We start from the raw sequence: 11389 nt of genomic DNA on the forward strand, positions 1-11389 counted from the left end.
CCACTGCAGACACCTTTATGGTGTAAGTTCCGCTAGGCAACTGGCTGATGAGATAGAATCCGGAGGCATCGCTGGTTGCTCCCTTTGCTGTGCCGGCCAGGCCCACACTGGCAAAGGCTACCGGTACTCCGTCAACAGTAACTTTTCCTGATATAGCGGCTGTTTGTGCCTGCGATGTGAATGCGGCCATGAGCAGCACGAAGGTGAGAAGCAAGCGTAGGTGTGTCCTCATAGCGGTACATTTTTAGCAGAAGTTAATATATTTAAGATTATTTAAATAATAATTTAGCGTAGTCTAAAAATAAATTAAGTCTATACCTGATACGAATGATTGTGGTGGTGGTTGCAATAGAGGAAAAAAGAGTAAAAGGCCTGCAGGAGGGGGATAGTGTGACTCAAAGAGTCAGGTTACAGACAGCTCTTTTCAATCTAGGTAAATGGCTACAAAAGTAAAGCCCCATACCTATCTGCGAGGCAAGCTGTGAAAGCTGTTTCGCACATAGTTTTAATAAGTTCGAGGGAGTTATGGTTTCCCAGCAAACGTGGGTTTTCTTGAGATGCTTTTACAATCAAGAATCTTTGTACTTACCATAATAGGTGTTATAGTTATAGGTCTTGGAGTTGAAGCGACAAAAAAGATAGAAGGAAGGGAAGTGCCCGCCGATTCAGTAGCTTATGGTGGAATACACTTGTATGAAGCTTTGGCCATGCTAGGTGCACCCGGTTACTGCCTTCAATATTGCTCGAAAGGTTATCCCTTCAAGCTTTCTTCACTGAGACAGACTTGTTCTAACTGTTAGCTAAACCTGAATTTCCCGCTTGGCAATGCTTATCATTTAATTTTGTTACAGCAGCAAAAGTTTTTATACGTATTTCTAACAGCAGCTAAAGTAAAACAAATGAATAAACCAGAAGAACGGCAAAGGAATCTTGGGATAGAGCTTCTATCCCCTGTTCAGCCCATTGCTAACTATGTTACCCATGTCCAGGTTGGGAATCTGTTGTTTCTGTCAGTGCACGGCTACTGCGGGGCTCCGACTGCCGTTGACGTAGGCAAGCTTGGAAGAGACTTGACCGTAGAGCAGGGGTACCTTGCAGCGCGCAACGCAGGAGTCTGTGTCTTAGCCACCATTAGGCAAGCACTCGGTAAGCAAAGCAGGGTGAAGAGAATAGTGAGGGTGCTAGGAATGGTGAACGCCACGGAGGACTTTGCCGATCACCCAAAGGTGATCAACGGTTTCTCTGACCTGATGATGGAGGTCTTCGGTGAAAGGGGAAGGCACGTGCGCTCAGCTGTCGGCATGGGTTCCCTCCCTAGCGGTATAGCCGTAGAAATAGAGGTAACCTTAGAGATAGAAGAATAGACCAGGCTTAGAGCATGTTTTTGTAGCAAATTCTAACCTCATGTACAGCAAAGAAACTACTTGTGTTCACAACCAGCAGCAGCAGCAGGGAGTGAACACCCCTATATTCACCTCCACCGCCAACAGGTATATGGGCTATGATGAAATACTGTACCCCAGAAACTTCAACACAGAGAACCAAAATGCTATTGTTGACAAGCTCTGTCGGCTAGAACAGGGGGAAGCCGGCATGATCTTCAGCTCAGGAATGGCGGCCATAGCCACTGTCCTCTTTTCCTTTCTAAAAGCAGGAGACCATGTCCTGTTTTCGCAGGAAATATACGGAGGTACTGTCAAGCTTATTGAAGAGGAATTCCCCAAATACAACATCGCCTTTGACTTTGTATCCAGCGCCGATATCGCAAGTGTTGAGTCCCTGGTCAGGGAAAACACAAGGATTATCTATACCGAAACTCCCTCAAATCCCCTGCTTTCTGTTGTTGACCTGGAGGCTGTTTCAGCTGTAGCCAGAAAGCACAGCTTAATTTCTGTAGTAGATAACACCTTTGCTACACCTATCAACCAGAACCCGATTTTGCTGGGCATTGACATTGTAGTGCACAGCGGAACCAAGTACCTCGGTGGCCACCACGATCTGTGCTTCGGTGCAATAGTTACCTCTCATAGACTAAAAGAGATTATCTACCAAAGTGCGCTGAACTTCGGGGGCAGCCTCAATGGCCTGGACTGCTACCTGGTAGAGAGGAGCCTGAAGACGCTGGCCCTCCGGGTAGAGAAGCAAAATGCCAGTGCTATGAAAATTGCAGCGGCGCTGCAGGAGAACCCGGAAATAGCAACAGTATATTATCCTGGCTTACAGCAGCATCCTAACCATGAGGTGGCTGCAAGGCAAATGAAAGGGGGATTCGGAGGCATGCTCTCCTTTGAGTTGGAGGACGTGGAGAAGACAGAGGCTTTCCTGAACAGGTTGCAACTGATTATTCCCGCCTTGAGCCTGGGGGGTGTGGACACCACCATCTGCCAGCCCTCCAAATCTTCGCATGCAAACCTGCCTGAGGAGGAGCGACTGGCACTAGGAATAAGAGACAGCTTACTGCGACTTTCTGTTGGAATAGAGGATGCAGCGGATCTATTGAAAGACATTGAAACAGCTATGAAATCTTAGTATTAGCTAAGGAAGGGATTAGTACAGATTATGGCGGCCCTTGTGTAGGCAAACAGTTTAGAGACAATCGGAAAAAGGAAATAAGTGGAACGGTTAGCTATAAGAAGACTGTTCCACTTATTTTTGTAGCAACAAACAAAATCTGGAATATGAATTTACTGAAGGTAGCGCTGGCTCAGATTTCACCGGTATGGTTAAATAAAAACCAAACATTGGATAAAGTATGTGCCTCGGTTTCAGAGGCAGGGGCTAAAGGATGCGATTTGGTTGTTTTTGGAGAAGGTTTACTCCCTGGCTACCCTTTCTGGTTGTCCTTAACCAATGGGGCAGAATTTAATTCCACTATGCAAAAGGAAGTACACGCGCACTATATCAGAAATGCAGTTCAGATTGAAGCAGGTGAACTGGATGAAGTGTGTAAACTGGCAAAGGAACATAAAATTGCAGTGTACCTAGGTATCATTGAGCGCAGTAAAAACCGGGGCGGGCACAGCCTGTACTGCTCTCTGGTTTACATCAGTGAGGAAGGGCTGATTCAGTCGGTTCACCGAAAGCTACAACCTACCTATGAGGAGCGGCTAACCTGGTCTCCTGGTGACGGAAACGGCTTACGGGTGCATCCCCTGAAGGAGTTTACTGTTGGTGGGCTAAACTGCTGGGAAAATTGGATGCCTTTAGCCAGAACAGCGCTTTATGGCTTGGGTGAGAATCTTCATGTGGCCGTCTGGCCCGGTTCAGACAGGAATACTGTGGATATTACCCGCTTCATCGCCAAAGAGTCCCGGTCTTTTGTTATTTCTGTGTCTTGCCTGATGAAGGTTGCGGATTTCCCAGCCGACACGCCTCATCTGGAAAAGATTGTAAAGAACGCCCCGGATGTACTGGCCAATGGAGGCTCCTGTATTGCAGGCCCTGACGGAGAGTGGTTAGTTGAACCCGTAGTAGGAAAGGAAGGTCTGATAATCCAAACGCTGGACTTTAACAGGGTACTGGAAGAGCGGCAGAACTTCGACGTTTCAGGTCACTACTCCCGCCCTGATGTGACAAGGTTAACAGTTAACAGAGAGCGGCAGTCAATATTGGACATAAGAGATTAGTGGAAGGGTAGCTGGACATCATTTTTGTATCAGCTTGAGGTTAACTAAAGGGTTTATGGAAGAAGTAATCATAGTTGGTGCAGGTTTGAGTGGTTTATCTGCAGCTTACTATCTGAAGAAGAAAGGAATTGATGCCCTTGTTGTAGAGGCAAGGGAAAGATGGGGAGGAAGAATAGAAACCGTTCAAGCCGCAGGCAATGGGACACCGGTTGAAATGGGGGCTACCTGGTTTGCAGAAAAGCACACGCACCTGATGCGCTTGCTGAAAGAGCTGGATCTTCCGTTTTATAAGCAATATCAAAAAGGAATAGGCGTGTTTGAAACAGACGCATCCCAGGAGGCGCAGTTGTTTCAGGTACCAGACCCGGAGGAAGCATCCTACAGAATGGCGGGAGGCACCTCAAAGCTCATGGATGCGCTGGTCCAGCATATAGGGCGTGACAGGATCGTCTTAAGCTCTCCAATAGCCCGAATATCAGAGGGAGAAGATTATATAGAAACTATAACCAGCAAGGGAGAAAGGTTTACTAGTAAGTACCTAATTATAACTATTCCTCCTTTTCTGATTTTATCGCAAAAGATAGCCTTTGCTCCGGTACTTCCTGCTGAGCTGGTTAGTGTAATGGCAAACACACACACCTGGATGGGGGACTCCATAAAGTTTGCTGTTGAATATGAAAGTCCTTTCTGGCGAGAGGGGTATTCCGGGACAGTTTTCAGCCACGCAGGAATTGCCATCGAAATGTATGACCACAGTAATTATGAGGAGACCCGTTTTGCGCTGAAGGGTTTTCTCTCTGCTGATGCGTCTGCCTTCACCAAAGAGGAGCGGGAGCTAAAGGTGATGGAGCAGCTGACAAGGCTATTAGGAAAGCAAGCAGCCAACTACCTTTCTTGTACAGAAAGGGTGTGGAAGGGTGAGACTTATACCTTTTCTGATTATGGCAGGTATGTGATGCCCCACCAGAACAGCGGTCACCCGCTCTATTTGCAATCCCTTATGAACAGTAAGCTATACCTGGCAGGCACTGAGACTTCGCCGTCTTTTGGAGGATACATGGATGGGGCCGTTTACAGTGACTTAGCCACAGCCCAAAGCATTCTCCGCAAGATGAGTATAGCCTGACTTACTCTTCTTGAATGGGAAGGCGTTCACATGGAAAGCTTAGCTCAAGGTACAATAGTTGGAAGGAACCGAACCTTGGCCGCTGTAATCTGACTGCTATCAACCGATACAAGGTGTAGATGATAAGCATGGATGCTAACTAACCACTCCATTAAATGGCTCACGGCTCTTTTCTCCCGGTCATACCTGGTAAAGAACGACGGGCCGCTGTCGGTGAGGCGCGCTTTCAAAAAAAGTGAACTAAAGAAGCTGGTGCAAAGGGCGGCCATCACGAGCTACAGCCTGCGCTGGATGTGGGCGTTCAGGTGGCAACTGCTGCTGGAGAAGAAGTAGGTGTTTCCTATATGTGAGACCTGAGGTGGTCCTGGTAACCGCCCAGGTGCTGGTCCTGGCTCCCGCTGAACACCCCATTCTTTTATGCTGAAGGCGCGATGTTGGGCCATGGACCGCAGTTCTTTTTGCAAAAAACTGCGGTCATTCCTGCGCCTCCTACATTCCTCTCAGATGAGAAGCGATTGGTTACATCAGGGTAACCCCTTATTGGGAGCGCCAGCCAGGAATTTGTTCCGGCGGGCTAGCGTTCATGTAGAACTCTGTACGATGTCAGCGGTTCTGCTTTGATGAGCGTGTCGGTGCCTATATATTCATTGTTTTTGTTCCAGTACCACTTGCGCACCTTCGGTATCCTGACGCCGTCTACAACTACCTCCTCTTCCAGCAGAATATACTCTCCGCTTTCAGGCTGCCCGTGGTTGAAGCGGTAGGCCTCCATTGCGTGCGTTTCTGGGTCAAGGTAGAAGAACCAGTTGTCGGTGCCTACGGCAGCATCGTAGTTTACCTGCAGTACCTTGTAATTTTTTCCCTCGAGCTCCTCGTTTTTAGCAGCATCGGTTACGTTTACTCCATCATCTGTCAGCTTCATAGGAAGGCCATAGAGGTAGCCGTAAAAGCTGTGGACCCTTTGCGCGGCTTCGGGAGTCAAATCGTATTTTTCCCGGTCCTCTGCGCTTATATCTTCTTTGCCGCCCAGCAGGTAAAACTCCTTGCCATCCGAAATGCCTTTTACCACCTCTTTCCCGTCCTGGCGGCTGATGTGGGCGAAGTAACCGGTGCTGTTGTCTATCTCTATCTCGAAGGTTTTCTCTTTCCCGGCCGTGTCGGCAGAGCTAAGATAAAGGCGGGTTTTCAGTTGCGGCCAATTGCCCTCGGGATCATGGTAAGCCAACGTTCTTTCAAGCAGTTCTGAATCAACTTTTGGCTTCGACTGGCAAAAGCTTAGCAGCAGTAAAACCATCAGACCGGTTATGTGCAGAAGGTATAGGGAAATTTTATAACTCATGGGATAAAGTCAATACGAAAGACAACGCTACAAAGCTAAACTATTCCGGAAACCTATTTATAAACGCCCAAAGGCCCTATAGACCTACTCATACGGTTAATGACTTTTCCAGGCTATCTCGAAAAGGCCGCTTTCTTGAACGGTACAAAGCAACGTTTACAGTTTCCTATCGCAGGTAAAGATTTAGGTGCATTTATTAACGAAGCACCTGTTAACAGTGTCTGCTTTGGTTTACTGATCCTGTCATCAGTCTCCTGAACGAGACCTTACCAGATCAACCTATATTTGCAGGCGATGGTTGCTGAGGGTTGAAGGCTTTGATAACGGAATCAGAGAAACGCTCCATCTCCTCTAGCTGCGGGCTGCTCTGCAGCAGGAAGAAGTCTACGCCCACTTTCTCAAACTCCCCGATAAGGTCCTGGATCTTTGCCGGTGTACCCACCAAACCCGTTCTTAATCCGCGGTTCGTTACTGAATAATCCTGCAGCGACAGCTCCTGCTCCAGCTGCGTTCCCGCCAGCCACTGCTGATAGTTGTCGTAGCCGGCGGCAGACGCCTTCACGTCTGTAATGCGGTCCAGCTCCTGCTTTGCCTCTGCCTCAGAGTCACGCACTATGCTGTAGGCTGCCACACCGTACTTCATCGGCGGCAGACCCAGCGCCTCGCGGCGGCGGCGCATGTCGGCGATGCGGTCCCCTGTGCTTTCAGGAGAATCGCCGTGCATCACATAGCCGTCGCACTGCGTGCTGATAAGCGTTTTGGCTGCTTCCGACTCCCCGCCTGCGTAAATGAATGGCTTCTTGGCTGGCTTTGGCTGCAGGATGTTGTCCTCCACCTTATAGTACTTGCCCTCATAGGTGAAGTGGTCTTTCTCCCACACATTCGTCACCACGTCCAGCCACTCCTTGGTGCGGGCGTAGCGGTCGTCGTGCTGCTCAAAGTGAATGCCGTACTTGGTCGCCTCATCGCGCCACCACGACGACACCACATTCAGCGAAAGTCTGCCGTTGCTGATCAGGTCAATGTTTGCAGCCTGCTTGGCCAACTGTGCCGGGTTGTGGAAAGTAGGCCGCACCGCCACCATTATTTCCAGTTGTTCCGTAACAGCCGCCAGGGCCGCCGCCGTAGACCAGGCATCCAGAGAAGGAGCCGCCTGTCCTTTTATGTCGTTCAGGTACAGCTCTGCAATAAGGGAGAGGCTGTAGCCCCAGTCCTCACTTCTTTGAGCCAATGTTTTCACATAATCCCAGGAGGTGTCCATGCCCTCGTCGGGAATGTTCCGGAGCCATCCTCCGAAAACAGGTAACCAATATCCGAACTCCATCTTATGCCTCCTGTAGTTTAAGTTGCGCTTTCTTTTCAAGGTAATCCACTAGGCGAGCGTGCGGGTTAAAGCCAATCACGTTCACAGCGTCTGCCACAAAGTTCGACAGCGCATTTACGTCATAATAGTAAATCTGGCCATCACGCTCGTCTACCATGTACTCGATACCACCCACATCGATACCAGCTTCCTGCACAATACGCTCAATGGCATCAATTACTTCCTGCTCTGGCGTAAAAGCCTCTACTTTCAAGCCGTTCTTCGGTGCATCCAGGGCACAGGCGTTGCGGGTCAGTTCTTTGCCGTTCGTCGTCTGGCAGATATCAGCAGGGCAGAGGTTAAAGCTTTCCCCGTTGGTATACACTTTGATGGCATAAAGGTATTTGCCGCCCAGGGTTTCTACGCGGTTAATGTGTCCGCCGCGGGCCACCACGTACTCCTGCACCAGCGCTGTGTTGTCTATTCCCAGCTTCACTTCTCCGGCTTCTACCGCCTGGGCAAGTTCTTCGGCGGAGTCATAGCGCACGATGCCGGCACCGCTGCCGCCTATGTTCGCCTTCACCACCACCGGGTAACGAAGGCCATCCGCAGCTTTTACCGCCTGGGAAGGATGGTTGATGACACGGGCTTTCGGGTAAGGAAGCCCCAAACGCTCCAGCAGTGTTATCTGCAGGGCCTTTGATGTCTCGTACTGGAAAGCTTTATAGCCGTTTACCACCGGAATGCCACGCGCCTCTAATTGCGCCAGCAGGCCGAGTGTGTAAAAAATTCCCTGCTCGTTGTTGCGCAGGTAAGCAGATGGGCTCATGCGGTTAAAGAACAGGCTGTAAGGCAGTTCTTTCTGCGCCGGGTCATAGGTATGCTCAGCCGCGTTCAGGCGCTCATACGGTATACCACGGGCATCCAGTTCGTTAAACAAAGGTCGGAACCAGTCCGGGTGCTCATGGAAAATAGCGATGGGTTTATCTGATGAATAAGTTGACATAGGATTTCTTGCTTAAGTTTATGTATAATGCTGCTGATAGCAGCCGGTGTTATGAATTTAACTTTTATGAGTACCTGACGGATGAAAAGCCGCAGGTATAGTTCTAATCGGGTGAGGCGCTACTATAATTTGTACGGAAACATAGGCCACAGCTGTTTCTGAAGCTGCAGACGCTGGCGAATGGAGGTGACAAAGTGGTGAAAGGGTATCGCTTTACACCTACAGCCAGGGCAGCAGGATTAGCAACAACAGCAACAACAAGAAGTTGAGGTAGTAAATAAAGAGGTCTTACCGATGGTGTTGGACCGGTAAAATGTAGCTACCTGAACGGTAGAACTTGGTGAAAAGGTATTCTTCATGAATGCTAATTTATATGCCCTAAATAATTTTAGGCAGGATTTAGCACCTGGTTCTACAACTGGTTGCTAGAAGTTCACAGAGCCTGTTCTCTCCCTTCTTCTTTATAAATCAAATACGATGATAGGTAATTGACTTTACGGATGCAAAATTGGCAGGTGAGTTTCATAATTCCAAATTCTTCTAAATAAATAATGGAGGTACACAGAAGGAAGGCTACTGCTTCAGCCCTCCTAATAGCTGCGCCATGCACACTGAACAGGAAGCACCTGCACATCTTCAGGATAAAGTGAGATAGTGAAGTTATAGTCTTACAGCTCATTATTTGCAGTCTGTACCGGACTTAAAGGGAACAGCAATGTTCACTTTGGCAGAATCATAATGTACTCTTCTTGACTGAGTGTTATCTTTTGCTGCTTTCACGTCAACACTAAGGTTGTAGTACAGGTGGCCAATGATATAAGAGTTTACACTTAGTTTGCTAACTTAAATCCTTATGTGCATGGGAGGTGCTTTTCTACTTGCGCCTACCTCATCGACTCCGAGAGGTTAATCACGACCAGGTTAATAACCCAAGAAGTAGAGCAACTCCACAGGTCAATCCCGCTTAAGCTCTGATCCGATAGCGCAAGGCAACATATCCTGGCAGCCATAACAAGCCCTTGCTGTACTTAACCTTCCATTCTACAGCTACTATTCCTTCTTTGTCGCTATTGAGGAATTGCAGTTCTTCATATATCACATAGAGGGTAGAAAGCTTGAGAGTCAGGCGTAGCAAGCGCTTGAAACCATCTTATTGCGCTACTGCTCAGTTTCTGCCTGCCATGACTCCCCCGTCCACGTCCCAGATGGAGCCGGTTACCCAGGAGCTTTTATCTGTGAGCAGGAAATAAATGACATTGGCAACATCCTGCGCCCGCCCGACTCTTCCTATTGGGTGAAAGGAATTGAACCCCTGTAGTGCCTCCTCTATTTTATCTTCCTCAATGAAGGCAGCGTAAATAGGCGTTACCACCACTGCCGGGGAAACAGCATTGACGCGGATATTGTGGTCTGCCAGCTCCATGGCCAGGTGTTGGGTAAGGCTGTGCAGACCCGCCTTAGCCATGGAATACGCGGAGGAGGGAGTTGCCTTGATGGCTTGTTTGGCCCACATTGAGCCGATGTTAACGATGGACCCGCCTCCGTTGCCTATCATCACTCTGGCCACTTCCTGTGTGATGAAGAAGAAGGCTTTGTTGAATGCATGGTAGCGGTCATAGTCCTCCTCGGTATGCTCAAGGAACGGCTTTGGGCTGAAGTACCCTGCTGCGTTGAGCAGGTACTTTAAATCAGGAAACTCTGTCTTGAGGCTGCTGGTGAACTGCTGCACGTCAGGCAGGCTGCTCAGGTCTACGCCTACTGCATGGGCTTTACCATGAGCGGACAGCTCTTCCCTTGCCGCCTCTAGCTTCTTGCCTGGTCGGCCCATGATGATTACTTCAATGCCGCCTTTTAGCAGCAGTTCTGCTGTGGCTCTGCCCATTCCTGTCGTGCCACCTACTATCAATGCTTGATCTGCCATTTTCTCTCTTTGGTTGTCAGTCCTTATCATACGGAAGCAAGGAAGGTAATGGGGGCAGGGGGCGTGATATTTTCGCCGCTGCGGGAACAGGATGCCCAGGACAGCGAGAAAGATTTCCACCAGCTCCGCCATGTATCCGTGAGCGCAGGAAGGATGGCGGAGCTGGTGGAAAGGATAGTCTCTGGAAACTGGCGCAATAAAAAGAGCACGGCCTCTGTCTAACAACACATGCACGCTTAGCCTCTAAAACTGAAAGATCAAGTTCCTGGCAGCCTTCGGTTCTTCAGGCCTGGCATCATATCACAGCATCCCCTGCTTCATTAACAGCACCCATTTCTTAGGGGGAGCCACTTCCTTAATGCAAATAAGCAAGGGCCAAGAGGAAAGGCAGTGACAGCATACCGATGGCTAAACTCCGAAAACGTTCGTGTATCTACACCGTTACACCCTATACCATTCACAAAGCATAACAATTTAGATATGAGCGAGAAAGAAGAATCAAGACGCGGGCCCATTGCCTCTGCCATGGCGGGGGCTGTAAGTGTTGGCGCGAACATGCTGGGGGAAAAGTTCACAGAGTTGAAACATGACGCTGACAGCAAGAGGCTGAAGGCATCGGCTAACTTCCCCATGATAAGGCTGCCCGAGGGTTATGAGATTGAGAAGATAGCAGACGGCCTTACTTACCCCACTTCTGTTGCCTGGGACGACCAGGGCCATATGTATGTGGCGGAGGCCGGTGGCACCTTCCTCGATGAGGAGGATGCTTCGGCAAGGATACTGCGCATAGAAGCAAACGGTACGGCAACAGAAGTGGTCAACCTGGATGGGAGAATTTACCCCGCCATCTCCGGCATGACCTGGTACAACGGCGCTTTCTACATCACCCACCGGGACAGGGAACTATACGGTTGCGTGTCCCGGGTGACCCCGGACGGGGAGATTACCCAGATACTCGGGGGAATCGTTGACAGCAAATCTGACCACCAGCCCAATGACGTGCGCATGGGAAGGGACGGAAGGATGTATGTGTGCGTGGGCATAGGCGGCAACTCCGGCTACATGGAC

General features: G+C 49.4%; 12 protein-coding genes and 1 riboswitch. Of the genes, 7 read left to right on the plus strand and 5 right to left on the minus strand.

From position 1 onward, the window contains the following. A partial coding sequence (locus tag ACFS7Z_RS26305) for a carboxypeptidase regulatory-like domain-containing protein (RefSeq protein WP_377492129.1) occupies positions 1 to 232 on the minus strand: 232 nt, incomplete at its 3' end. Positions 233 to 899: 667 nt separating this feature from the next. On the opposite strand from ACFS7Z_RS26305, the gene ACFS7Z_RS26310 reads away from it, so the two are divergent. From ACFS7Z_RS26310 to ACFS7Z_RS26330, 5 genes are all read left to right on the plus strand, one after another. Continuing rightward, the gene (locus ACFS7Z_RS26310) at positions 900 to 1364 is read left to right on the plus strand and encodes a RidA family protein (protein ID WP_377492132.1); all 465 of its coding nucleotides are present in this window, start codon (positions 900 to 902) and stop codon (positions 1362 to 1364) included. A gap of 40 nt (positions 1365 to 1404) precedes the next feature. Continuing rightward, positions 1405 to 2529, plus strand: coding sequence for a trans-sulfuration enzyme family protein (locus ACFS7Z_RS26315; protein WP_377492135.1), 1125 nt, complete (start codon positions 1405 to 1407; stop codon positions 2527 to 2529). Positions 2530 to 2678: 149 nt separating this feature from the next. Beyond that, the gene (locus ACFS7Z_RS26320) at positions 2679 to 3626 is read left to right on the plus strand and encodes a carbon-nitrogen hydrolase family protein (RefSeq protein ID WP_377492138.1); all 948 of its coding nucleotides are present in this window, start codon (positions 2679 to 2681) and stop codon (positions 3624 to 3626) included. A gap of 55 nt (positions 3627 to 3681) precedes the next feature. Further along, positions 3682 to 4752 (plus strand): flavin monoamine oxidase family protein, encoded by a 1071-nt coding sequence (locus tag ACFS7Z_RS26325; protein ID WP_377492141.1) that lies wholly within the window; start codon positions 3682 to 3684, stop codon positions 4750 to 4752. A 132-nt stretch (positions 4753 to 4884) separates the two neighbouring features. Beyond that, positions 4885 to 5085, plus strand: a complete 201-nt coding sequence (locus ACFS7Z_RS26330) for a hypothetical protein (RefSeq protein WP_377492144.1) — start codon at positions 4885 to 4887, stop codon at positions 5083 to 5085. A gap of 241 nt (positions 5086 to 5326) precedes the next feature. Here ACFS7Z_RS26330 and ACFS7Z_RS26335 read toward each other — a convergent pair whose 3' ends face one another. From ACFS7Z_RS26335 to ACFS7Z_RS26350, 4 genes are all read right to left on the minus strand, one after another. Continuing rightward, the gene (locus ACFS7Z_RS26335) at positions 5327 to 6091 is read right to left on the minus strand and encodes a DUF6503 family protein (protein ID WP_377492147.1); all 765 of its coding nucleotides are present in this window, start codon (positions 6089 to 6091) and stop codon (positions 5327 to 5329) included. 274 nt (positions 6092 to 6365) lie between these two features. Beyond that, positions 6366 to 7415 carry an LLM class flavin-dependent oxidoreductase gene (locus tag ACFS7Z_RS26340; protein ID WP_377492150.1) on the minus strand — a complete coding sequence of 350 codons (1050 nt, stop codon included), beginning with the start codon at positions 7413 to 7415 and terminating at the stop codon, positions 6366 to 6368. A 1-nt stretch (position 7416) separates the two neighbouring features. After that, entirely contained in the window at positions 7417 to 8400 is a 984-nt protein-coding gene (locus ACFS7Z_RS26345) for an ATP-grasp domain-containing protein (protein WP_377492154.1), read from the minus strand. Positions 8401 to 8766: 366 nt separating this feature from the next. After that, positions 8767 to 8870: riboswitch (SAM riboswitch) on the minus strand. Positions 8871 to 9565: 695 nt separating this feature from the next. Continuing rightward, the gene (locus ACFS7Z_RS26350) at positions 9566 to 10321 is read right to left on the minus strand and encodes an SDR family NAD(P)-dependent oxidoreductase (RefSeq protein WP_377492157.1); all 756 of its coding nucleotides are present in this window, start codon (positions 10319 to 10321) and stop codon (positions 9566 to 9568) included. 9 nt (positions 10322 to 10330) lie between these two features. On the opposite strand from ACFS7Z_RS26350, the gene ACFS7Z_RS26355 reads away from it, so the two are divergent. Both ACFS7Z_RS26355 and ACFS7Z_RS26360 read left to right on the plus strand, forming a co-directional pair. Next, positions 10331 to 10543, plus strand: a complete 213-nt coding sequence (locus ACFS7Z_RS26355) for a hypothetical protein (RefSeq protein ID WP_377492159.1) — start codon at positions 10331 to 10333, stop codon at positions 10541 to 10543. A 258-nt stretch (positions 10544 to 10801) separates the two neighbouring features. Continuing rightward, the coding region (locus ACFS7Z_RS26360) for a PQQ-dependent sugar dehydrogenase (RefSeq protein ID WP_377492162.1) at positions 10802 to 11389 on the plus strand (588 nt) is incomplete at its 3' end.

Origin of the sequence: Pontibacter toksunensis (genome assembly GCF_042686245.1) — a bacterium.
Lineage (GTDB): Bacteria > Bacteroidota > Bacteroidia > Cytophagales > Hymenobacteraceae > Pontibacter > Pontibacter toksunensis.

Coding starts and splice junctions, on each gene's coding strand:
- ACFS7Z_RS26310 (WP_377492132.1), top strand. CDS start 900: ATGAATAAACCAGAAGAACGGCAAAGGAATCTTGGGATAGAGCTTCTA.
- ACFS7Z_RS26315 (WP_377492135.1), top strand. CDS start 1,405: ATGTACAGCAAAGAAACTACTTGTGTTCACAACCAGCAGCAGCAGCAG.
- ACFS7Z_RS26320 (WP_377492138.1), top strand. CDS start 2,679: ATGAATTTACTGAAGGTAGCGCTGGCTCAGATTTCACCGGTATGGTTA.
- ACFS7Z_RS26325 (WP_377492141.1), top strand. CDS start 3,682: ATGGAAGAAGTAATCATAGTTGGTGCAGGTTTGAGTGGTTTATCTGCA.
- ACFS7Z_RS26330 (WP_377492144.1), top strand. CDS start 4,885: ATGCTAACTAACCACTCCATTAAATGGCTCACGGCTCTTTTCTCCCGG.
- ACFS7Z_RS26335 (WP_377492147.1), bottom strand. CDS start 6,091: ATGAGTTATAAAATTTCCCTATACCTTCTGCACATAACCGGTCTGATG.
- ACFS7Z_RS26340 (WP_377492150.1), bottom strand. CDS start 7,415: ATGGAGTTCGGATATTGGTTACCTGTTTTCGGAGGATGGCTCCGGAAC.
- ACFS7Z_RS26345 (WP_377492154.1), bottom strand. CDS start 8,400: ATGTCAACTTATTCATCAGATAAACCCATCGCTATTTTCCATGAGCAC.
- ACFS7Z_RS26350 (WP_377492157.1), bottom strand. CDS start 10,321: ATGGCAGATCAAGCATTGATAGTAGGTGGCACGACAGGAATGGGCAGA.